Here is a 23,642-nt window from a genome sequence, read left to right on the forward strand (position 1 = left end):
CCGTGGCTATCCGATTCCGCCGCCGCCGACGGCGCCATAGACCTCACCATTCAGATAGCTCCCTCCTGACTTGCCAGCAGGACATAGATCGGCGCCAACTCGACCGGCTGACCCGGCCGCCCGAAATCGGTGTGCTCGCCGAACTTCTGCACCTTGTCGTCCGGCTGCCCGCCACTGGGCCGCAGCACTGTCCAGAACGGACCAGGAGCCACGACATTGGCACGAACGCCCCGTTTGATCAGCTGCTGCGATAGCGCTTTGGTATAGGCAACAATGCCAGCCTTGGTCGTCGCGTAATCCAATAGTATCGGCGAGGGATCATAAGCCTGGGTTGAGGCGGTAGTGATCACGGCCGAACCCGGCGGCAAATGAGGAGCGGGGGCTTGCGCAATCCAGTGCAACGCATAAAGGTTTGTTTTCAACGTCTGGTCGAAGTCAGCAGTGGTCACCTCTGTAACCGACTCCCGAAATTGCTGCCGGGCCGCATTTATCACCAGTATATCCAGACCGTCGAATGTATCGAGTGTGCGCTGAACCATGGTGCGGCACTAGGTCTCGTCCTTGATGTCACCGGGCAAACCCAGTGCTGACCGACCTTCTGCCTCGATCAACTTGATGACCTCATCGGCGTCGCTCTGTTCGCTGGGCAAATAGGCGATGGCAACATCGGCACCCTCGCGCGCGTAGGCGATCGCCGTAGCCCGACCGATACCTGAGTCCCCGCTAGTAATGAGTGCCTTCCGTCCCTTTAACCGCCCGCAACCCTTGTAGCTGTCCTCGCCGTGGTCCGGAAGCGGATCCAGCCGACGAGCGAGACCGGGCGCCGGTTGGTGCTGCTGCTTTGGAAACGGTGGCTTGGGATACTGTTCGCGTGGATCTTGCATTGCGAGACGATCAGTCATGGCTCACTCCTTGCATGTGCCAAGGTCAATGTGGCTGGCCGCGAGTAGGTTCCAAACATCGCCCGAAGCGTCCAGACTTCGGACGGGGGAAACGCCAACCACCGACCGCAGAAATGCACCAACGTCGACACGCAGGGCACCTAGGACGTCTCGCGACTTTGGGAATCGAACCCCGTGGGGAACCTAAGCTTGGGCGAACCCGTTCAATCCCTAGCGTCGAACGGTCTGGAACCGCTGCCGCGCGCCGCCAAGCAACGCCCGCAGCAACAGGACACCATTGAATGACGATCAGCGCGGTTGTGACGAGTATCGTCAATAAATAGGCGGCAAGACAATCGGGTCGCGCCGTCCCTACACCGAGCGCCGACGTGGCAACGAAGGTCGCTTTTTGTTGGGCGCATTGATCAGAAAGGTATGCAAGATGAATAACCTACTGGACAAAGTCTCCTCAGGCATGAAGGTTTTTGACGTTGAGGGTGATGAAATAGGTGAAGTGGAGCGGGTTCAGGCTGGGGGCGAAACCTTGGCACAAGCAGGAACGACAGATCTGTCTGGCGCGGACCAAAACGATCCCATCAATTGGATCGCCCACGCATTTACGACGGACTCTGTTCCTGAGGAACTGCGTGAGCGCCTCTTGAGCCAAGGGTTTATCAGAATTGATGCTGACGGGTTATTCGCATCAGATCGATACCTTTTACCAGACCAGATCGCTGCAGTTGCAACTGGCCGTGTCGACCTCAATGTCCGGAAGGCGGATCTGATCAAACTCAAATAGCACGGGATGGCTAATCGGTAGCGGGCTGACATGTTGGGGCGGATCGCCAAATCAACGAGGATCCGCCCGGGTCTTCAAATTTTGGGGTCAGTCGAACCTCCGACGCCAACCAGACCCGTTGACTTCTGCCGCGGTGGCAATCTGCCGTTGTGGATTTATGGCTACTGCGACGCGACGCGCATGCAATTCAAATGGCTTCAAAACGCACTCATGTTTGCCCAAACGCTACCCCCGGCGCAGCGCATCAAAAGACGCGCGGCGGAATCTCATCATAAGTCATTGAAATAATTGGCGCGCCCTAAGAGATTCGAACTCCTGACCCCCAGATTCGTAGTCTGGTGCTCTATCCAGCTGAGCCTAAGGGCGCGCGTGGCTGGGTGACCCAAGCCATTCACGGGTGACGCCAATGTGTTGGCGTTCATTGCGTGAAGCGGGGCAACCCATACATGGGCGGTGCCGCCATTGCAAGCGCCCAGCTGCGTTAAAATCGGATTGGAGGACTTCTTATGACAGCTTGAGCGCGACCGGCAGGAAAATCTCAAATTTTGTGCCCTGTGCCTCGTCAATATAGCTCAATGTGCCGCCGTGGGCCTGAGTAAGGCTCGCGTGCAATCGCCAGCCCAAGGCCGGTGCCACCCGAGCGCGCCGATCCCTCAAAGGCAACAAACAGATTGTCCCGCGCCCGCGGCGGTAACCCGGGGCCATTGTCCGAAATAGTGAGGAACAGGCCGCTCTTGTCGCTTCTGAGTTTGGCCATAACAATAGGTGCCGTTGTCTTGCCCGCGCTAGCTTCAAGTGCTTCGCGGGCGTTTTTGAGTAGATTAGTAAAAATTCGCCCAAACTGAGCAGCATCGACATTGAGTACCAACGCCGCTGGGGTTTGGTTGGAGAAGTCGACGACGGGATGCCCAATAAGGCCGGCATCAAATGCTGCATCATCGAGCAGGGATCGGAGATTGGTCGGTGCCGGGTTGGGCGGAATGGCGCTTTCTCGGCCATAATCAAGCACCGATTGGGCAAATCCGATGGCCTTGTCCAAAGTGGTCACCAACCGGGGTGCCAGTCGTTGCACCTTGGGATCGTCCAGCGTTGCCACCTGATCCGAGAGAAGTTGGGCAGAAGTCAATGTGTTGCGCAGATCATGATTGATCTTGGCAACCGCCAACCCCAAATCGGCCAAATGTCGACGTTGCCGCAGCATCGAGAACAGATCGGTTTCCATGGCGGCGAGTTCACGCTCGGCAATGCCAAGTTCGTCGCGGCGGGTCGAAGGCGCAAGGATCAAGGTGGCATTTTCTGGCGCCTGACGAAAACCGATCAGGTTTTGAGTGACCCGCCTGATCGGGCCGATTAACAGGATGCTAACAAAGACGTAAAGCACAATCGCCGTGATCGCGGCGATGACAAAGGTGATGATAAAAAAGTTGAGCGAATACTCCAGCAAATCGCGGTGCAGCGGCCTTTCGGGCATCAGCAGTTCGACCAGGCTTTCGTTGAGATCGCCACTGCCGACAATGCGAAGCGTTCGGTTGCCATCGCTCAGCAGCGTATCAATGGCGCCCAGCATCAGGGTGGGAAATCCGCGTTCGCGCATATCGGCGGCCACGACATTATCCGGCGTTTTGGCCCCTTCGCGCTCGATCATCTGGCTCTGGCCCTCGCGGCGATAGACAATTGCATTGGCCCCCGCCGACAGCAGCAGGCGATCGGTCAGGGCGCTGGGCAGCGCCATCACGTCGGGAACGGCATCAAGAACGCGCGCAGCAACCACGCCGACGCGCAATTTGTCCTCCAGCCAACTGGCACGATAATTCGCGATCGAGGGTAAAAATATCACGACTTCAACAGCCAGGATCACCACGATGATCGTGGCCATCAGCTTGATGGAGAGCCCGGAAAGAAATCGAGGCATGGGGCGTGGTTTCATTGTCATTTCAAGCCATTATAGGCAGGATATTGGCCCTTGCGTAGCCCTGATCCTCATGGCAGTACTCGTTTGATAGCCATAATCGGCCTAACCCAACGCGGCGTGATCGCATCACGACCATATTCCGTCCCAAGCTGTTGCACGATTTCTGACAATGTTGGGTTGGCGCTAGTCATTGACTGCAGGTCTATGGCCTTCAATCGCTTGGCGATTGCCAGCGACAACAGGGCGATTGTCTCGCCGGCACTTGGCCCAACAACCCCAGCGCCCACTATGGCTCCACTCGGGAGGCAGATCATTTTTGCGGTGCCATAGCTTTGACCAATAGCCTGTGCCCGACGGTTGTCGGTAAAGGCGCATCGCACCACGCGATACCGCTTGCCAAAACGCTTCTTGGCCTCGGTTTCGGTCATGCCGGTTTCTGCAATTTCGGGATCGCTATAGACCGATCGCGACGCCATCAGGCTCGCGATTTGCCGCAAAGCCCAACAGCGCGCGACGCACGGAAATTGTCGCTTGATGCTCGATCTCGGGCAATTGAGCATGCCCGCCCGCTGCACTCCCGATTGCATATATCCGAAAATTGCTCGTGCGCCCGAATTTATTCAGCCGCAGTCGCCCGGATTTCCCGCCCACCGTAGCGACGCGTGCCGTCCCCAATTCAAGATCCCCGATATTGGCCTGCCTGCCAGTGGCAATCAGTACATGGGAGGCATCGAGCACATCTTCCTCACCCGCGCCATTCTTGATCCTGACACCAATGCCCTGGCTACGGGCCTCAATCTGACTGACCACGCTTTGTTCGCGAATATCGACGCCTTCCTCGCGCAGTCGCCGTAGGGTGATCTCGACCAGTTCGCGATCATGCCGCCCAAGCACCTCGCCCTTGTCGACCAGACTGACCGCGCAACCAAGTCGGCAATACGCCTGCGCCATCTCGATGCCGGCGGGTCCACCGCCAACAATGACAAGATGTGTCAGCTTTCGAAAATTCTCAAAGATCGTATCAGTAGTGAAATAATCGATGTCCGCGAGCCCGGCAATGTCGGGCACGGCGGGCGCCGAGCCGGTGGCGATGATGAACCTGCGGGCACGGATCAGGGTTTCGCCCGCTTGCAACGTACGCTTGTCGACAAATTTGCCGGTCGCTGCGATCACTTCTATATCGCGGCTGGCGAGTTGCTCGGTGCCTTCGTGGCGACTGACGGCCTTTACAACCGATTGCACGTAGCTCTGAATACCGCGAAAATTCACCTTGGGTTCGCTATCGGCGATGCCGAACTCGCCGGACGTTCGTATTAGATGGGCGCGATATCCTGCGGCAATCAGGGCATGGGCAGGAACGCTCCCCAGATTGATGTCGCCGCCAATCGAGCCGCTTTCGACCAGAACGACGGAAGCGCCGAGCCCACAGGCGGTTTTCGCTGCCGCTAATCCGCCCGCTCCGGCACCAATAATACAAATGTCGGGTTTGAGATATTCAGGCATTGCCGTAAGTCTGGGGAGGAACGTGATCCGCTTGTTATGAGGCCGTCGGGCAAATAAGACAACGCTGGCGCGCTAAAACGCCCAACAATTTGGTTCGCATCACCAAACGGTGCACACCAAGCGTTGACTTGCCATGTGCTTTTTCATATACACCGGCCAACCCGCAATGCGCCCGAGTTTTCTCGACGCATGCAAGCGATTTTCTTGCGCAAGCAGAGCAAAAAGAGGAACCGTGCCGCGCGCGGTTTGATGTCATGAAACGTACATATCAGCCCAGCCAGCTCGTGCGTGCCCGCCGTCACGGTTTCCGTGCGCGTATGGCCACCAAAGACGGCCGTGCCATTTTGAATCGTCGTCGTCGCGACGGTCGCAAGAAGCTGTCGGCTTAAGGCTTCCCGGCCGGATGGCGGCCTTGGCACCAGCCACGGGCGGTTTACGCCGGTTGAAGCAGCGATCTCAGTTTGTAAAGGCTGCCCGGGGCAATCGCGCCGGGCGTCCTGCGTTTGGCATGCAGTCGGTCAAGGTGGAGGATGAGGCGCCCGGCGTGGGTTTTACCGTCACCAAGAAAATCGGCAATTCGCCCGAGCGAAACCGGATCAGGCGCCGTCTGCGCGCCGCCGTGACGATGTGTGCCAGTGACTTCGTTCCTGGCTACAATTATGTGCTGGTCGGGCGCCGGGAGGCGCTACATGAGCCTTTCTCCCGTCTGGTCAGCGATATTTCGCAGGCGATTGCCCGCGTGCACACGGCCAAACCCAATTCAGCCAGACCTGGCGCGACGCGTGCCAAAGGCGAGCGGAACAACAGATCATGACAAATAATAAAAATGTAATTCTGGCCATAGTCCTCAGCATCGCGGTGCTGTTTGGCTGGCAGTTTCTGGTCGCCGGACCGCAATTGGAACGAGCCCAACAACAGGCAAGAATAGCAGCTGAACAGCAGGCCTCGGCTGATGCGGCCCTGTCGGTGCCGGAGACAGCGGCTGCAGCCGCCGCCGCAACGGGCGAGCCAGGCGCAGTGGTGGCCCCCACCGGGAGCGAAACCTATCCTGACCGCGCCACAGCAATCGCCGCGACCCAGCGCGTCGCTATTAGCACAGCGGACTTGAAGGGCTCGATCAATCTATTGGGCGCACGCCTCGATGATCTGGAGTTGAAGCAATATACTGAAACGGTCGATCCGACATCGCCGATCATCACGCTATTAACTCCCGCCGGTGTGCCGAATGCCTATTTTGTCGAACAGGGGTGGGTACCCACCAATGGCGACACTATCGCGGTGCCCACAAATACCACGCAATGGCAGGTTGAAGGCGACAACGCCACATTGACCGAAACAACCCCGGTATCGCTCAAATATGACAATGGCGCAGGCCTGATTTTCCGCCGCACCTTCGCCGTTGATGCCTACTATCTCTTTACCGTCACCCAGACCGTTGAGAACTACGGCTCCAATGCGGTTTCGCTCTACCCCTACGCACGCGTCGCACGCCATGACACGCCCCATGTACAGAACTTTTTCATCCAGCATGAGGGCCCTTCCGGCGTTCTTGGTTCCAATAATCTGGTGGCCAAGAAATATTCCGACATGCAAAAGGATCGCCAGGTCGACCTGGACAATACAACGGGTTGGTTGGGCTTTACTGATAAATATTGGGCAACGGCAGTGCTTGCCAAGCCGGGCGCGCCGATCAATGCTCGCTTCTCCTGGTCCAATCCCAGCGGCACCAAAGACATATACCAGTCAAGCTATGTTGAAACGACGCCCGTCATCGTGGCGCCCGGTGCAACGGCGACGGACGAAAGCTACGTGTTTGCGGGCGCCAAGGAAGAAGCAGTTCTTTCAGCCTACAAGGATCAATACGGCTTTGACCGCATTGACCTCCTGATCGACTGGGGCTGGTTGCATTTCCTGACCTGGCCGATGTTCAAGGTCTTGACCTTCCTCTATTCGATCATTGGCAATTTCGGTGTCGCGGTGATGTGCGTGACCGTTCTGGTCAAGGCGCTGTTCTTCCCGCTTGCCAACCGCTCCTATGCTTCCATGGCAGCGATGCGTCGCGTACAGCCGGAAATGAAGTCGCTGCAGGAACGGTTCAAGGATGATCGCCCGGCCCAACAACAGGCAATGATGGAGCCTTACAAGCGCGAAAAGATCAACCCGCTATCGGGTTGTTGGCCCATGCTGATCCAGCATCCCGGTATTTTATTCGCTCTATACGGTGATTTTTATCAGCCTTGAAATGCGCCATGCGCCGTTCTTTGGCTGGATTCAGGATTTGGCCGCACCCGATCCCACCAACATCTTCACCCTTTTCGGCCTGATCGCATGGGACCCCACGGTTCTGCCGGTGTTTGGTCACTTCCTGCATCTGGGTATCTGGCCAGTGATCATGGGCATCACCATGTGGGTTCAGATGAAACTGAACCCGCCGCCACCCGATCCGACTCAGGCCATGATTTTCGCGTTCATGCCGATCATCTTCACCTTCATGCTGGGTACGTTCCCTGCAGGATTGGTGATCTATTGGGCCTGGAACAACACGCTCTCGGTCACCCAGCAATGGTTTATCATGAAGCGTCACGGGGCAGAGGTTAATTTGTTTGGCAACATCGTCGACAGTTTCAAACGCAAACCAAAACCGGCCGAACCCAAGCCCTGATCGCCAATTCAGGTCAATTATGCTACTGCCCGCTGGAGCGCTCCAGCGGGCAGTGTTTTTCTGATCCACGACGTTCGGCACCATCCAAATTTGAGCGATCCAGAGCCATGAGCCGTCCCGATATGAACGATATTGACTATAGTCCCGAAGCGCTGGAAGCGGGCCGGCTGCTGTTTGCCCGACCTTTCATTTTTATCAAGGGGTGTGTGTCCATTGCCGACCTGCCGGAGCCGGATCGCGTCGAAATCGCCTTTGCCGGACGCTCCAATGTCGGAAAATCATCGCTGATCAACGCCTTGACGGGCACCTCTTCCCTGGCCCGGACTTCCAACACGCCAGGACGAACTCAGGAACTCAATATTTTCGAAAGCGAGAGTGAGCCGCTGCGTATCGTCGATATGCCCGGCTATGGCTACGCCAAAGCGCCCGAGGACAAGGTCCGCGCCTGGACGAAGCTGATTCACCGTTATTTGACCGGTCGTGCCATTCTGCGCCGGGTCTATGTGCTGGTCGATGCCCGGCACGGCCCCAAAGCCAACGATATGACTGTCATGAACGAGTTGGATAGCGCCGCCGTCAGCTATCAGATCGTCTTGACCAAGGCCGACAAACTTCTGGCTGCCGATCTGGAAAAAGTCGTTGCCATAACCAGGGCCCTGGTGGCAAAGCGCACCGCCGCCCATCCCCACATTATCATTACATCAAGCCACAAGGGTGACGGCTTGAGCGATCTGCGCACCGAAATCGCCCTGCTACTGCAAAGCTGAGCAGGCGGCAAAGTCGCCTCTGGCACGCTTGCGTACTTGCCCCCAATCATGGTCCAAGAGATCATTGATTTGGGCGTACTGAGTCGCGCCCCGCGCTGGGACCACACCATGAATTTTTCCGGCATCTCCGCGCCGGCACTTGCGTCCAACGACCCTGCCGAGGTTTTGCGCAACGTTTTTGGCCATGCCGCCTTTCGGGGTGAGCAGGAAGAAGTGGTGCGTCTTCTCACCGATGGTGGCGACGCCGTTGTTCTGTTTCCCACTGGCGCTGGAAAATCGGCCTGCTATCAGATTCCCGCCATCTGCCGCGATGGCGTCGGCATCGTGATTTCTCCGCTCATTGCCCTGATGCGCGATCAGGTCGAGGCCTTGCGTCAGGCCGGTGTCCGCGCCGCGGCGCTCAATTCCTCGCTCTCCAGCGAGGAAGTGGCCATTGTACGCCAGCAATTGCGGCGCGGTGAACTCGACCTGCTCTATGTCGCGCCTGAACGCGTTGCCGCACCCGGCTTTCGACAAATGCTGGAGGGCCTACAGATCGCACTATTCGCCATTGATGAGGCACATTGTGTCAGCCAATGGGGTCATGACTTTCGCCCCGAATATCGTGATCTGGCGCAACTGACCGAACTATTCCCCGGCGTGCCCCGCATCGCACTGACCGCGACCGCCGATCCGGTGACGCGCGACGATATTATCGAGCGGCTCGGCCTGGCCGACGCCCGGGTCTTTGCCACCAGCTTTGACCGGCCCAATATTTCATATGAGATTATCGAGCGTGACAATGCGCGCCAGCAATTGCGGCGATTTCTCGAACGTCACAAGGGCGATAGCGGTATCGTTTATTGCCTGTCGCGCGCCAAGGTCGAGGATATTGCCGATTGGTTGAATCAGCAGGGTATCCGGGCGCTCCCCTATCATGCAGGCATGGACGCCAGCGTCCGATCCGCCAATCAGGATGCGTTTCTGCGCGAGGAAAATCTTTGTCTGGTTGCCACCGTGGCCTTTGGCATGGGCATTGACAAGCCGGACGTGCGCTATGTCGTCCACATGGATTTACCGGCCTCGATTGAAGCCTACTATCAGGAAACAGGCCGCGCCGGTCGTGACGGCCAGCCCGCCAACGCCTGGATGAGCCTATGGCATGGCAGACGTGGTCCAGCGCCGCAGAATGATTGCGGAAGGCAACGCCCCCGACGCGATTAAGCAGGTCGAACAGGCCAAGCTGACGGCCCTGTTGGGCGTTTGCGAAACCACCCAATGTCGCCGCAAGGCGATATTGGCCCACTTTGGCGAAATCTATCCCTCAAACTGTGGCAATTGCGATACCTGCCGCTCGCCCGTCGCCAGTTGGGACGGCACCGAGGCGGCAATCAAAGCGCTGGCCTGCGCTTATCGTACCGGCCAACGCTTCGGCGCCGGCCACCTCATCGATGTGTTGATGGGCAAGCCAACCGAAAAAGTCACACGCTTCAGTCATGACCAACAGGCCGTTTTCGGCGCGGGCAAGGATATGGATGTGCGAAGCTGGCAGTCGGTCTATCGCCAGTTGGCCGCGCTTGGTTTGCTGCAAGTTGATCATAACGCTCATGGGGCGCTGACCCTTGGCGAGGGCGCTCGCGCTGTATTCAAGCGTGAGCAGCCAGTCATCCTGCGCAAGGACCGGCCGCGAAAAGCCGCCGAAGTGCGGCGTCAACTCGCCGGGGCGGTCGAACTGCCCGAGCCTATCATGTCAATATTTAATGCTTTGCGCGCCGAGCGATTGCGTATCGCGCGCCAACAGGGTGTGCCACCCTATGTGGTGTTTCAGGATGCGACGCTGCGCGCTCTGGCTCAATCGCGCCCTCAAACCCGGGATGAGCTCCTGTCCATCCCCGGCATCGGTCAGGCCAAGCTCGAGCGCTATGGCAATGCCTTTCTGGCCGTGCTGGCGGAACAGCCCGTCGCAGATTGAATTTCGGCGCGCCAGCGTTACCTGAGGGCACAATTATAGTTCAATCGCTTTGGGTCAGGTCGCGCCATCCATACTGGCAAGTAGCGAGGCGTTGCCGCCCGCTGCCGTGGTATCAACGCTCAAGGCGCGTTCATGCACATAGGCGGCGGGGTCGAGGCCCGAAATGATCGGGACTATCGCACCCGTACGGGCCGTCAGCGCTGTTCGCAACGCTCGTAGCGTTTCATCGTCGGCTTCCGTCGCCACCGCCGCTATTGCCGCCGTCGCCAAAAGCTGCGGCTCGATCACCCCATCAACAACAACAAGTGGCACGTCGGTGGCCTTAAGCCCACGCAGTACTTCACTCGCCAAGGGTGCAACTGCCACCACGCCATTTCCGGTCGCCAGCGCCATCACCACTTGCGCGCGCAACGCGTCCGGGTGGGGGCCGAGGCACAATACTGTGCCACGCCCAACCAGTCGCAAACTGTTGGCCTCCCCGGTCGGACCGGGCAAATCAATTGGCCCCATGTCGAGCGCCGCGCTGGCCGCCATGGCGCGTTCCCCTTTGCCTCGCAACAGCGCTCGGAGCCTCGCAATGCGGTCCGGTCGTTCCGACCACGATTGTGCGCTGGGAACATTGATTTCAGTCACGCTCGTCTCTGTGGAACTGGCGTCTATCGTGCCCTGCGCCAATTTTGGTGCATGGCCAAATCGTGGGAGATATAGCGGCCCGCCAGCCTTTGGTCCGGTACCGGAAAGCCCCTCACCGCCAAAGGGTTGTGATCCTACAATTGCCCCGATCTGGTTCCGGTTCACATAAAAATTGCCTACATGCAGGCGATCTACCACCTGCTGAACCCGGTCGTCGATTCTTGTATGCAGTGCAAAAGTCAGGCCATAGCCGCGATTATTGATGTCATCAACGATTGCATCGATTTTTTCGGCCTTGAAGGTTGCCACATGCAGCACTGGTCCAAATATCTCGCGTTCCAGGTCGTCGATGCCATCAACCCGCACGATGCAAGGGGCAACGAAAAAACCATTGTCGGGCACATTCATCGTCTCGATCAGGCGCCCGGCCTCGCCCTGTTTGTCGCAATAGTTGGCGATGCCCTGTTGCGCCTCGGCATCGATCACCGGCCCGACATCGGTCTGCAAGGCCCAGCTATTGCCAATGGAAAGCGTTGCCATTGCGCCCTTGAGCATGTCGAGCACCTTGTTGGCCACATCCTCCTGCACATAGAGCAACCGCAGCGCCGAACAGCGTTGTCCGGCGCTCTGGAAGGCAGAGGCGACAATGTCGCGAACCGCTTGTTCGGGCAGGGCGGTCGAATCCACCAACATCGCATTAAGACCACCGGTTTCCGCGATCAGCATGGTATCTGGCGCAGCGGTTTTTGCCAGTTGCGCGGCGATGGAGTTGGCCACAATGGTCGAGCCGGTAAAGCAGACGCCGTTGATCCGTGGATCGGCCACCAAAGCCGCACCAACGGTCTCGCCCGGCCCAAGGAGCAGCGTCAGAACGTCGTCGGGAACACCTGCGGCGTGCATCAGCGCCACGGCGCGACTGGCGATTAAGTTGGTCTGCTCGGCGGGCTTGGCAATAACGCAATTGCCACTCACCAAAGCCGCCGCGATCTGGCCGGTGAAGATGGCCAGGGGAAAATTCCACGGCGAAATGCAAACAATTACGCCGCGGGCTCGTCGGGGCGTGTCAGCGATGGCTTCGCCTGCGTAGTAGCGAAGAAAATCAACAGCTTCGCGCACTTCACCAACGGCATCGGCAAGGCATTTTCCCGCCTCCCGGGCGCACAGCGCGTAGAACTCGGGGGCGTTGGCCTCGTAGCTATCGGCAATCGCGTTCAAGATGCCCGCACGCTCGTAGCGGCTTCGATTTTCCCATGCTGCCTGCGCTGTTAGCGCCCGGCTAACACAATCATCGATTTCGTTAGCATTGTGGTAGCGTACGCGTCCCACAGTGTCAGCAAAGTCGGCGGGATTGATTACGGCTTGATCGCCAGACCCAAAATCCCATTGGTGCGGGGCCGCGAATGGCGCGCGCGCTTCATCGATCTGCTCCAGCACCAACGGATCGGTCAGATCGTAACCGCGTGAATTCTGGCGAGAACCGAATATGTCCTTGGGCAGCGCCAGGGGTGGACGCCGGGAGGGGCGCATGATGCGGGCAATCGGGTCCTGCACGATGGCTTCGGGTGCAATGGCCTCGTCAACGATCTGGTTGACGAAGGACGAGTTGGCGCCATTTTCGAGCAGGCGCCGCACCAGATAGGCCAGAAGATCCTCATGTGCGCCGACCGGTGCATAGATGCGGCAGCGACTGTTTTCGGCGTCGTGTACGATCTCGTGCAGGGTTTCCCCCATGCCGTGCAGACGTTGGAACTCAAAGCGCGCACGGTCCGGTGCCATGGCGAGTATGGCTGCCATGGTATGGGCGTTGTGGGTGGCAAATTGCGGAAAAATTCGGGGGCCAATGGCCAAGAGCCTGCCGGGCGCAGGCCATATAGGAAAGATCGGTTTCCGCCTTGGCGGTATAAACCGGAAAGCCGGGCAGGCCAAGCACCTGAGCGCGCTTGATCTCGGTGTCCCAATAGGCGCCCTTGACCAGACGAACCGAAATGCGCCGGTGGAGCCTTTTGGGTCAGTACGTCAAGCCACTCGATAACATCAGGCGCTCGACCGCCATAGGCCTGCACCACCACGCCAAAACCATGCCAGTCGGCCAAAGTTGGGTCGGACAATACCGTTTCAATCACATCCAGGCTGAGATCGAGTCGGTCGGCCTCTTCGGCATCGATATTAAGGGCGATACGAGCCGACTTGGCGGCTACGCACAGTGCTAGCAAACGCTCGCACAGTACCGGCAGCATGATCGGTCGCTGGCTCACCTCGTAGCGGGGATGCAGCGCCGACAATTTTACCGAAATGCCATGATTGGCCAGCACATCGTCCTGTTTGGCAACCTTGCCCAATGCCGCGATGGCATCGGCATAGGCGCGGTGATAGCGCAGGGCATCAGCATCCGTGCGTGCAGCCTCGCCCAACATGTCAAAGGAATAGAGATAACCGTCAGCTGTATTGTCCGCGCCATTCTTGAGCGCTTCCTTGATTGTCTGGCCCAGAACGAACTGGCTACCCATGCGACGCATGGCGGCTGATACAGCGCCACGAATGGCCGGCTCGCCCATGCGCCGGACCATGGATTGCAGCGTGCGCCCGATCTGCAACTGCCCGTCGCTCAACACCCGCCCGGTCAACATCAGCGCCCAGGCCGAGGCATTAAGCAGCAGGGGCCCCGAGTGATCGACGTGCGAGCCCCAGTCGTGATCGACAATCTTGTCGGCGATCAATTCGTCCATCGTATCGGCATCGGGCACGCGCAATAGCGCTTCGGCCAGACACATAAGGGCAATACCCTCGTCGGTCGACAGGCTGTATTCGGCCAGCATGGTTTCCATCAGCGCCGGCCTTGAGGATCCACGCACGTCTCGCACCAGCGCAGCGGCCGCTGCCGAGATGGCCTCGCGTGTCGTCTCGTCCAGAGCCGCCATATCCAGCAGGCGCTGGATCGCTTGTTCCCGATCCACGATGGTGTGGGCGCGCATCCTGGCGCGGACGGTGCTGAGACGGTCTGACATGGCGATCTCCAATTGAGGCTCACCATGATACCGCAGAATGTGGCAAAATGGTTGAACTATTGATGTCGCGATTTTGGTAATTTTGGTCTATTATATGGCCAATTATCGCGACAAGTGGACTACGGTAATGCCAACAGTAGACGATTTGGATCGAATTGATCGAAATATCATAAGGGCCCTTCATCTGGATGGCCGCTTGTCGATGGCGGCGCTGGCAGAACAGGTCGGCCTGTCCAAGACCCCTGTACAGGCGCGTGTGAGGCGGCTTGAGGCGCTGGGGTTGATCAAGGGTTATAGTGCAGTTATCGACCGGTTGCGGCTGGGCGAAGGCCATGTCGCTTTTGTGCAGGTGACACTGTCCGACAGCCGCTCGGCGGCGTTGATCGATTTTAACCGCGCAATTGCCAAGGTCGCCCAGATCGAGGAATGTCACATGATGGCAGCTAATTTCGATTATCTGCTCAAGGTCCGCTCTACCGATATCGTCGCCTATCGCCGCATACTGGGCGAAACCATCTCTGCTTTGCCCCATGTCGCCCACACCTCGACCTTTGTGGTGATGGAAGCCGTCAAGGAGGGGTGAGTTTGCTTGGTGCAAGTATGGCTATTGCGCCGCCGCGGTTTCTGGCAATGCTCTTGTCAAGCTGCACCGAATCGCAATTGAGACCCAATCATGGTTGAAACCGCCATTCGGCGCCCACGTTACGCAATCATCGACATGGCGCGCGGCGTGGCGCTGGTCGCGATGGTGATCTATCACACCTTCTGGGACTTGAGTTACCTGCGCTTTTTCCCCGTCGATGTCAGCGCCGACCGTGGCTGGGTTTTTTTGCGCGCACCATTCTCGCCAGCTTCCTGATTCTGGTGGGGGTCGGATTGGTGCTCGGCCATGGCAACGTGATCCGCTGGCCAATTTTCTGGAAACGATTGGGTATTCTGGTTGGCGCTGCCGCCCTGATCACCATTGCCACACTGCTGGTCTTTCCCGACGCCTTTGTCTATTTCGGCATCCTGCACGCCATTTCCTTGTTCAGCCTTTTGTCGCTGCCGTTCTTGCGGGCACCACTGTGGCTGGTGGCGCTGATTGCGCTGATCATCATGGCGCTTGGTTGGGGATATGCTGATCCATTTTACAATGCGCGGCCAGTCTCATGGCTTGGCTTTTGGACCGTGCCGCCCTTGACTAACGATCTGGTGCCGATATTCCCCTGGTTTGGTGTTGTGTTGGGCGCCATAGTCCTGACACGCTGGTTGATCGCCTCGGGACAGATGGCCGCACTGGGTGCCATCGAGGCCAATACTCGGTTCAAACAGCTATTGGCGACGCTGGGGCGCTGGACGCTGCTGATCTACCTGTTGCATCAGCCATTGCTGTTAGGCGTGCTCTATCCGTTGTCACTGGTCGTGCGCCCCGGCGCCGAGATCCAGCAGCAGCAGTTTTTGAGTCAGTGCCAGGCCACCTGTCTTGCCGGTGGCACCGGGGCTGATCAATGCACCACCTATTGCCAATGTGGTTTGACCGGGGTCATCGACAATGATCTTTGGGAGGGGGTCAATAGCGGCAATCCGAGTCCTTCCGAGCAAACCGCGTTGAACACGATTACCCAAGCTTGTTCTGCGCTGATTTTCCCAATCGCGCCAAAATAGGAACGGCGCGGCGCTTCCGCGCGCATCCAGATGCATTTTGCGTGACTTTTTGCGTCACTTGCGCTTGAAACTACATAAGAAATGGCCTTGTATGTAAGTCTAGTTGATTTGCCCAAACCGAATCTGACCTGACAGCACCTTTGGCGCGGGCGCACTTATTGACGTCTGGATAGTTCCTTGAATTCCGATACGGTTGGACGCGCCCGTGCGCGCGTTAAGGCCCCCGGCCACTTGGCATCTGCCCAATGGGGGCAGGGCCTCGGTACATTGTTGCGTATAACCCGAATGGCACTTCGCCACCCCGTGCAGGTGGCAATCGCCATAATTGCGACCATGATTGCATCGGGTTTGCAACTCGCCATACCCCGGCTTCTCGGCCAGGCGGTGGATCGTGCCCAAGGCATAGTCGGTGGTGGTCAGGAGGCGCAGTACGCCCTGTGGGTCAGCGCCATCACCCTTTTGGCGGTCTCGATGCTGCGCGGGCTGTTTACCCTCACGCAGAACTATTTCAGTGAAACGGTTGGCCACACGATCGGCTATGAATTGCGCTTGGCATGCTACGAGAAAATTCAACGCCTGAGCTTTTCCTTTCATGACAAGGTTCATTCGGGCGACCTGATCACCGTGGGCATGCTCGATCTTGATGGCGTGCGCATGTTCTTTTCGACCGGCCTCGTGCGCACCGTGCTATTGAGCGTATTGATCGGTGTGGGGGCCTATCTGCTGATTTCGACCGACCTCGTGCTTGGCCTGTTGAGCCTCAGCTTCGTGCCCTTTGTGGCTTGGCGCTCCTCAATGGCGCAACTCAAGCTGCGCGGCACCTGGCTGATCCTGCAAGACAAGCTCTCGGCGCTCAGCCGGGTGATGGAAGAAAATCTTGGCGGTATCCGCGTTGTGCGTGCCTTTGCCGGTCAACAGCATGAGATGGACAAATTCGATGCTGCTTCCCAGGCAGCGCTGAGTGTGAGCCATGAGCGCGTCGCCATCCGCGTCCGCAATACCAGCGCCATGACCTTTTCCTTTTTCTTTTCGATGGGGCTGGTGCTCTGGTTCGGCGGCAATATGGTGATCGATGGTACCATGACGGTGGGCACGCTCACTTCGTTCCTGACCTTCATGACGATTTTGCAGATGCCGGTGCGCCAACTGGGGATGATGGTCAATTCATATGCGCGCGCCTCCACCTGCGGCTCGCGCCTGTTCGCGCTGCTCGACATGGATTTGGGGATCGACGATGCGCCCGACGCCAAGGAGCCTGGTGGTAACCGAGGGCACGCTCAAATTTGACAATGTCGATTTCACCTTTCCGGACTCGGGCGGGCACAAGGCGCTCTCGGGCGTGAGCTTTGAAGCCCACGCCGGCCAGACAGTCGGCATTGTCGGTGCACCCGGCAGCGGCAAGACTACGCTGGCGCACCTGATACCGCGCTTCTACGATATTGATGGCGGCGCCATCACCCTTGATGGTCAGGACATTTCCAAGGTCACGCTGCGCTCGCTGCGCCAGTCGGTCGCGGTGGTCCAGCAGGACTCGTTCCTGTTTACCACGACCATCGAGAACAACATTGCCTATGGCGACCCCTGGGCCAAGGAGCCTAAAATCGAGCGCGCCGCTGAAAGCGCCCAATTGCACAATTACGTCATGGGCCTGCCCAGCGGCTACGACACTGTCGTTGGTGAGCGTGGCGTCTCGCTGTCGGGTGGGCAGCGCCAGCGTCTGTCGATTGCGCGCACACTGGTACTCAAACCCGCCGTCATGGTTTTCGACGATTCAACCGCCGCCATCGATGCGGGCACCGAGCATCGCATTCGCAGCGCCTTAAAGCGCTTTGCCAAGGATCGCATCACCATCGTGATCGCGCACCGGTTGAGTTCGCTCATGCATGCCGACTTCATCCTGTTCATGGAAGAAGGAAAGATTGTCGAACGCGGCAGCCATGAAGAGTTGCTGGCGCTCAATGGGCGATATCGCGCTCTTTATGATTTGCAGGTCCGCCCCGGCGAAGACGTTGCGCCAACACCAGCGGAGGCCAACTCATGAACACCATGGCCGATGACAATGAAAGCGAAGATCGCCACAAGCGCCCGCCACGCGCCGTGGTTGGCTCGCACCGCGACGAAGAAGAAATCTTCGGCAAGGCCTATGACCCGCGCATCGTGCAACGCATATGGGCCTTTGTGTCGCCCTATCGCAAGCTGATCTTTATTGCGGTTGCCGCCGTTCTGACCTTCACCCTGACCCAGTTGGCCATTCCGCTGATCATTGGCTATGCCATCGATACAGGCATGGTCGTGGGCGGCGCCGGTCGGGCAAGCCTGGCGTGGGCCGTCGTAGCATTTGCCGCCATGGTGGTGATCAATTTCGGCGCCAGCTATGTGCAGGAAACTGTTGTGGGCAAGGCGGCCGAAAATGTCCTGTTCGACATGCGGCGCGCCATGTTCTCCCATTTGCAGGAAGTCTCACTGTCCTTCATGGATCGTACCGAAGTGGGGCGGCTGATGAGCCGCCTGCAGGGTGACGTCAATTCCATGCAGGAATTTCTCGAAACCTCCGTCCTGTCGGTGGGTGATATCGTTCTGCTGTTCGGCATCGTCATTGTGCTGCTCTCGCTCGATTTTCGCCTTGGCTTGCTGACGCTTTCGGTGATGCCGGTATTGTTCATTGTACGTCTGTTCTGGCTCGAACCGGCCCGCAACGCCTTCATGAACGCCCATATCACCAACTCGACCGCCAATGGCGCGCTCGCCGAGGGTATCAATGGCGTGCGCACCGTGCAGAACCTGGATCGCCAGAAGGTCAATTTTGACCTTTATGACGACAAGGCCCACCTCAATTTGATGACCCAGTTGAGGGCATCGAAATTTGCGCAGGTCATGGTGCCCATCGTCGATACGCTGACCGGCATTGCCATGTCGGTGGTAATCGTTGTCGGTGGCGCCATGGTGCTCAATCGCGAACTCGATATTGGCGTGATCGTGGCGTTCCTGTTTTATATCCAGCGTTTCTTTGATCCGATCCGCTCACTGACCATGCAATATTCGGTGATGCAGCGGGCCATGTCCTCGGGCGCGCGCATCTGTGAGGTCATGGACGTCAATGTCGATGTCAGCGATCGCCCCGGCGCTATTACGCTCGGTCCCGACATGGATGGTTCGGTCGAATTCCGCAATGTCGACTTCGCCTACCGCACCAATCAGCCGGTGCTCAAGAATGTCAGCTTCAAGGTCAATCCCGGCGAAACCGTTGCCCTTGTCGGCCCTACCGGCTCGGGCAAGACCAGCGCCATGGCGCTGGTACACCGGTTCTACGAAGTCAATGGCGGCGCGGTTTTGGTCGGCGGGCACGATGTGCGCGACATTACCCAGGAATCGCTGGGCCAGCAGGTGGCGATGGTATTGCAGGAGCCATTCCTGTTTACCGGCACTATTTTGGAAAACATCCGCTATCACAAGACCGACGCAACCCGTGAGGCGGTGATTGAGGCGGCAACAGCGGTGGGCGCGCACGAATTTATCATGCGCATGCCCGGTGGCTACGACGCCGACTTGCAGCAGCGCGGCGGCAATCTGTCATTGGGTCAGCGCCAACTGATCAGCTTCGCCCGCGCATTGGTCGCCGACGCCAAGATTTTGGTGCTGGACGAGGCCACCGCCAATATCGATAGCTATACCGAGATGCAGATCCAGAAAGCGCTGATCAAACTGCTCGAAGGGCGGACTGGCATGGTGATTGCTCACCGTCTGGCCACCATACGGGGCGCCGATCGCATCATCGTGCTGCAAAACGGTGAAATGATTGAAAGTGGCAACCACGATGAACTCATGGCTGAAGGCGGGCTCTATTCGCGGCTCTACAACATGAATTACTCCTCATTCGATGACATTCCCGACGATTTGGTTGCCGCCGCCGGGCCACAGGCAGCCTCGACCTGACACAATCGGCATGGGTCCATGCCGCCTTGTGACTGTTCCGGGGTAATTAACGGCGGTACCAATCTGCCGACAAACAGGCAGATCGGGACCGCCCATGAACTTGGCGATAGCGGCGGCAATGCTGGTGGCGGTATTCTTTACCTCCATGCTGTCGGGCATATTCGGTATGGCGGGCGGGCTGATCCTTTTGTGGTTGCTGTTCCTGCTCTTGCCGGTGAGTACCGCTATTGCGGTGCAAGGCATCATCCAGATTGTTGCCAACGGCTCACGCGCCTGGTTTTCGCGGCACTATATTGACTGGAAAATCCTGGCCATCACAACCTGTGGCTTGGTAGTGGCGGCGGCTGCGCTGGTGGCGGTTAACTACAAACCAGATCTGATAATCGCCTCGATCACCATCGGCCTGTTACCCATATTGGTCTGGATCCCCAAGCACTGGTTGGCGCTCGATGCGACAAAGCCGGGCCACGCGTTGTCCGCAGGCATCATTTCGGGCGTGCTCAATTTGGGTGCTGGCGCGTCGGGACCAACAGTGGATATGTTTTTCATCCGCACCATGATGGACCGTCGCAAGGTGATCGCCACCAAGGCCGCCATCCAGGTTTTGTCCCACGCGTTCAAGATTGCCTTCTATTGGAGTGCGGCGGCAAGCCTGAGCCAGTCTGAATTACTTGCAATATTGATGGCGGCACCCATTGCCATTTTGGGCACCAGTGCCGGAAAATTTCTGCTCGAGCGGCTAAGCGATGCCAATTTTCGCACCTGGACCCGTTATGTCGTGACCGCAATCGGGCTTTTCTATCTCGCGCGCGCAACATTGGTTTTGCTGTAGGCACATGGCTTGGCTATGTTGCCCCCAAGGGGCAGGGCATGCAGCAATTCGATAGTGTTACCGCCAGATTGATTTTGGTCCTGGCCGAAACCGGCTCGATCGGTCGCGCCGCCGAGCGCGAGAGCATCGCATCCTCCGCTGTCAGCCGTCGCGTCAGCGATCTCGAAAGTCGTTTGGGCGTGGTGCTGTTCGATCGTTCGGCCCAAGGCGTTCGCCTGACGGCAGCCGGGCAGATTTACGCGGAGCGCTGTCGCGGGGTGCTGCGTGAAATCGCCGACCTCGACGCCGTCATGGCGGACTTCGCCACTGGTCAGCGCGGCAGCCTGCGCCTGGCCTGCACCAGTTCTGCGCTGTCGGGGCGCCTGCCCGAACTGCTCGCCGTCTACGCCCGTAACAACCCCACGATTGCGCTTGAAATTCAGGAAGCAAGCGCCTCAAAAGGTCTTTCAGCGCTCGACGATGGACGCTGCGACCTGGCTATCGTTTCGGACAATTACGATTTTTCCCGCTTTGAAATCAAACCCTTCGAAGATGATCACGTCTGGGTGGTCGTGTCCCCCGATCATCCATTGGCCCCTGTAATGGCAGGGCAACGCCAGATCGGATTTGATCAATTATTGTGCCATGAAATGGTCGGCATCCATCAAACAGGGGCGCTGGATCGCCTGCTGGCCGAGGCAGCGCGCAAGGCCGGGCGCACTTTGGGCGAACGGGTGCGGGTGGAGAGTTTTCCGGCGCTGGTGCGCATGGTGGAGGCGGGCTTTGGCATCGGCTTTTTGCGTAGCACCAGTCTGCATCTGGTCGCGGGAACTGATCTGTTGGCCGCGCCCTTGGGCGAACCCTGGGCACGGCGGCAACTACTCGTGGCCCAACGCCGCAACAGTCCGCTGTCTGCGGCGATGAAGATGTTTCTGGCGCTTTGCGCCCAAACCTATGCGCCCAGTCCGTGACCTTGCGACATTACGGCGCTTGAGGCCACCAGACCTGCGGGCTAGGACTGGCACAGGAGCCAGGATGAACACACCAGCACATCGCATTGTTAGGGAAATGGGTACGGCGCTGGCCGTGCTGGCCATTTACCTGCTGACGGTGTTGGTGCCCATGCATCTGTCCCGCGCCAGCCAGCTCGAACTTGATGCGCTAGGTTATGCGACATTGGCACCGGGTTGGGCGCTGTGTGGTGCGCCCGATACAAAGGGTGGCACCGACACCCACCTGACCCGATGCCCGATTGCCGGGGTCGCCAAACAATCCATCGCCGCGCCGGTCGTGCCGGTTCTGACTGTGGGCCTGAATGTAGCAGCGTTGCCTGTTGTCTACCCGCCCGTTCCGGGTCTAATTCGGCCAGCAATTTCGGATCATGATGCACCGGCGCGTGGCCCACCCGATTTCACCTGAACAGCCACGGCCGCAATGGCCGGTCTCAGTTAGAAATTATTGGAAATCCAGATGATCCGTTCATTTTTTGCCGCCGCACTTGCGGTAACCCTTGCCTTTGCCCCTGCCGCATTTGCCCATGACGGCAAAACGCACGTTGGCGACCTAGACATATCAGGCATGTTTGCCCGTGCCACCTTGCCAAACGCGCCCGTCGGCGGTGGCTTTTTGACCATCACCAACCATGGTGCCGACGCCGACACTCTGGTTTCGGCAACCTCAACCGTCGGTAAAACCGTCCAGGTTCACGAGATGAAAATGGAAGGCGATGTCATGAAGATGCGCCATTTGAGCGATGGCCTTCCCATTCCCGCCGGTGAGACAGTTACATTGACCCCCGGTGGGCTGCACTTGATGTTCATAGGGTTGGCGCAGCCCTTTGTCGAAGGCGAAACGGTGCCCGTGACCCTGACCTTTGCCACGGCAGGCAGCATTGATCTGGTGCTGCCGGTTCTCTCAGTTGCGGCAACCGGATCCGCCGACACGTCACACCAACCCATGGCATCAGGTGACGCCATGAACGCCGCACAACACTGATCGAGGACATGATGGCTCAACTCAAGACCATGCGGCTTTGGCTGTGGATTGCTGTCGTGGCGCTGGGCCTGTTTGCCGGCGCCGGCTATCTGTTGCTACGGGCCAATAACCAGACCGCAACCGCCAGCACGGGCTTTGGCGGTGGCACCTACAAATTGGTGGATCAAGACGACCAGCCGGTCGACCAGACCATCTTTGACGGCCACCCTTCTATCCTGTTCTTTGGGTACACCCATTGCCCCGACGTCTGTCCCACCACCTTGTCTGAAATGGCCAACTGGTTCGAGAGCCTGGGGGATGAGGCAAAAATCTTCACGGCTATTTCGTCACCGTGGACCCCGAAAGGGACACACCCGAAGTCATGAAGGACTATGTCAGTTGGGTGGGCGGCAAGGTCACTGGCCTGACCGGCACGCCCGACCAAATTGCCAATATCGTCACGGCGTGGGGTATTTATAGCAAGAAAATTCCCCTTGATGACGGCGATTATTCAATGGACCACACCGCCAGCGTCTTTCTGCTCAATTCTCAGGGCCAATTTGAGGGCACCATCGCCTACGGCGAGGACACCAAGCCCGCTCTGGAAAAACTGAAGCGGTTGCTCGACAAGTAGGTTTGGCGTGCTGCCACCAGCAGACGATGGTGGCCGCGCACCAAACATCCGCCAGACCCGGCACGGGGATGGCTGTGTGAGCGGGTTTGGGCTAGACAGGCAACATGCTTGGGAGACCACCATGAAACCCCGGATCAATATCATCACCATTGGCGTCGACGATCTTGAACGCGCCTTTGCTTTTTATCGGGCGTTGTTCGATCTGAGCGACCAACAGATCGGGGCGGGGGACGAGCATGTGGCGTTCTTTCTCGACGCCGATCTGTCCTTCGTGCTGTTTGGCCGCGACCAGATCGCCAACACGACTGGGGCGGCGACGGCTACCGGTGGCACGCCACAATTTATCCTTAGCCATACCGCCAGCACCAAGCACGACGTTGACGCCATACTCGAGCGGGTGTTGGTCGCCGGCGGCACAATTACCACCCACGCCGAACAATCAGAATGGGGCTATTCGGCTTATTTCTCTGATACCGAAGGCAATTTGTGGGAAGTGTTGGCGCCGACCGCTACACACTAAAGGGCGGTGG

At 58.4% G+C, this 23,642-nt stretch carries 14 protein-coding genes, 1 tRNA gene and 7 pseudogenes; 16 read left to right on the plus strand and 6 right to left on the minus strand.

Annotation, left to right across the window (positions count from 1 at the left end; translation table 11 throughout):
• Positions 1–6 precede the first annotated feature (6 nt).
• Positions 7–902, minus strand: a pseudogene (locus tag PSQ19_RS16430) (SDR family oxidoreductase).
• 421 nt (positions 903–1,323) lie between these two features.
• On the opposite strand from PSQ19_RS16430, the gene PSQ19_RS16435 reads away from it, so the two are divergent.
• On the plus strand, positions 1,324–1,680 hold the full coding sequence (locus PSQ19_RS16435) for a hypothetical protein (RefSeq protein WP_282218620.1): 357 nt from the start codon (positions 1,324–1,326) through the stop codon (positions 1,678–1,680).
• A 289-nt stretch (positions 1,681–1,969) separates the two neighbouring features.
• Here the strand turns inward: PSQ19_RS16435 and PSQ19_RS16440 are convergent.
• The 4 genes from PSQ19_RS16440 to PSQ19_RS16455 all read right to left on the minus strand — a co-directional run bounded on the left by PSQ19_RS16440 (position 1,970) and on the right by PSQ19_RS16455 (position 5,095).
• Positions 1,970–2,047 (minus strand) — tRNA-Arg (locus PSQ19_RS16440).
• A 195-nt stretch (positions 2,048–2,242) separates the two neighbouring features.
• A complete protein-coding gene (locus PSQ19_RS16445; RefSeq protein WP_282218621.1) occupies positions 2,243–3,607 on the minus strand; it encodes a sensor histidine kinase in 1,365 nt (454 codons plus the stop codon).
• A 53-nt stretch (positions 3,608–3,660) separates the two neighbouring features.
• Positions 3,661–4,068, minus strand: a complete 408-nt coding sequence (locus tag PSQ19_RS16450; protein WP_282218622.1) for a hypothetical protein — start codon at positions 4,066–4,068, stop codon at positions 3,661–3,663.
• Positions 4,046–5,095, minus strand: a complete 1,050-nt coding sequence (locus PSQ19_RS16455) for an FAD-dependent oxidoreductase (protein ID WP_282218623.1) — start codon at positions 5,093–5,095, stop codon at positions 4,046–4,048. The genes PSQ19_RS16450 and PSQ19_RS16455 overlap by 23 nt, the downstream gene beginning before the upstream one ends.
• Positions 5,096–5,349: 254 nt before the next feature.
• Here PSQ19_RS16455 and rpmH point away from each other — a divergent pair, with 254 nt between their 5' ends.
• From rpmH to recQ, 5 genes and pseudogenes are all read left to right on the plus strand, one after another.
• The gene (gene rpmH, locus PSQ19_RS16460) at positions 5,350–5,484 is read left to right on the plus strand and encodes a 50S ribosomal protein L34 (RefSeq protein ID WP_282212321.1); all 135 of its coding nucleotides are present in this window, start codon (positions 5,350–5,352) and stop codon (positions 5,482–5,484) included.
• 23 nt (positions 5,485–5,507) lie between these two features.
• Positions 5,508–5,909 carry a ribonuclease P protein component gene (gene rnpA, locus PSQ19_RS16465; protein WP_282218624.1) on the plus strand — a complete coding sequence of 134 codons (402 nt, stop codon included), beginning with the start codon at positions 5,508–5,510 and terminating at the stop codon, positions 5,907–5,909.
• Positions 5,906–7,757 (plus strand): annotated as a pseudogene (gene yidC, locus PSQ19_RS16470) (membrane protein insertase YidC). Before rnpA ends, yidC begins: the two are co-directional and overlap by 4 nt.
• Positions 7,758–7,864: 107 nt before the next feature.
• Positions 7,865–8,524 carry a ribosome biogenesis GTP-binding protein YihA/YsxC gene (gene yihA, locus PSQ19_RS16475; protein WP_282218625.1) on the plus strand — a complete coding sequence of 220 codons (660 nt, stop codon included), beginning with the start codon at positions 7,865–7,867 and terminating at the stop codon, positions 8,522–8,524.
• 108 nt (positions 8,525–8,632) lie between these two features.
• Positions 8,633–10,475 (plus strand): annotated as a pseudogene (recQ, locus tag PSQ19_RS16480) (DNA helicase RecQ).
• A 54-nt stretch (positions 10,476–10,529) separates the two neighbouring features.
• On the opposite strand, the pseudogene putA reads toward recQ, so the two are convergent.
• A pseudogene (gene putA / locus PSQ19_RS16485) lies at positions 10,530–14,113 on the minus strand (bifunctional proline dehydrogenase/L-glutamate gamma-semialdehyde dehydrogenase PutA).
• Between the two features lie 127 nt (positions 14,114–14,240).
• On the opposite strand from putA, the gene PSQ19_RS16495 reads away from it, so the two are divergent.
• The 10 genes and pseudogenes from PSQ19_RS16495 to PSQ19_RS16540 all read left to right on the plus strand — a co-directional run bounded on the left by PSQ19_RS16495 (position 14,241) and on the right by PSQ19_RS16540 (position 23,632).
• Positions 14,241–14,696, plus strand: a complete 456-nt coding sequence (locus tag PSQ19_RS16495; protein WP_282218626.1) for an Lrp/AsnC ligand binding domain-containing protein — start codon at positions 14,241–14,243, stop codon at positions 14,694–14,696.
• A gap of 162 nt (positions 14,697–14,858) precedes the next feature.
• Positions 14,859–15,760 (plus strand): annotated as a pseudogene (locus PSQ19_RS16500) (heparan-alpha-glucosaminide N-acetyltransferase).
• A gap of 285 nt (positions 15,761–16,045) precedes the next feature.
• Positions 16,046–17,801, plus strand: a pseudogene (locus PSQ19_RS16505) (ABC transporter ATP-binding protein).
• Positions 17,798–19,693 carry an ABC transporter ATP-binding protein gene (locus tag PSQ19_RS16510; protein WP_282218627.1) on the plus strand — a complete coding sequence of 632 codons (1,896 nt, stop codon included), beginning with the start codon at positions 17,798–17,800 and terminating at the stop codon, positions 19,691–19,693. Before PSQ19_RS16505 ends, PSQ19_RS16510 begins: the two are co-directional and overlap by 4 nt.
• Before the next feature lie 94 nt (positions 19,694–19,787).
• Entirely contained in the window at positions 19,788–20,525 is a 738-nt protein-coding gene (locus PSQ19_RS16515) for a TSUP family transporter (protein ID WP_282218628.1), read from the plus strand.
• Positions 20,526–20,563: 38 nt separating this feature from the next.
• A complete protein-coding gene (locus tag PSQ19_RS16520) occupies positions 20,564–21,475 on the plus strand; it encodes a LysR family transcriptional regulator (RefSeq protein ID WP_282218629.1) in 912 nt (303 codons plus the stop codon).
• 64 nt (positions 21,476–21,539) lie between these two features.
• A complete protein-coding gene (locus tag PSQ19_RS16525; protein ID WP_282218630.1) occupies positions 21,540–21,923 on the plus strand; it encodes a hypothetical protein in 384 nt (127 codons plus the stop codon).
• Between the two features lie 51 nt (positions 21,924–21,974).
• Positions 21,975–22,499, plus strand: coding sequence for a copper chaperone PCu(A)C (locus PSQ19_RS16530; protein WP_282218631.1), 525 nt, complete (start codon positions 21,975–21,977; stop codon positions 22,497–22,499).
• 29 nt (positions 22,500–22,528) lie between these two features.
• Positions 22,529–23,112 (plus strand): annotated as a pseudogene (locus tag PSQ19_RS16535) (SCO family protein).
• Between the two features lie 121 nt (positions 23,113–23,233).
• Complete coding sequence (locus PSQ19_RS16540) at positions 23,234–23,632, plus strand: VOC family protein (RefSeq protein WP_282218632.1); 399 nt, start codon at positions 23,234–23,236, stop codon at positions 23,630–23,632.
• Positions 23,633–23,642 lie beyond the last annotated feature (10 nt).

The organism is Devosia algicola, assembly GCF_028816455.1.
Lineage (GTDB): Bacteria > Pseudomonadota > Alphaproteobacteria > Rhizobiales > Devosiaceae > Devosia > Devosia algicola.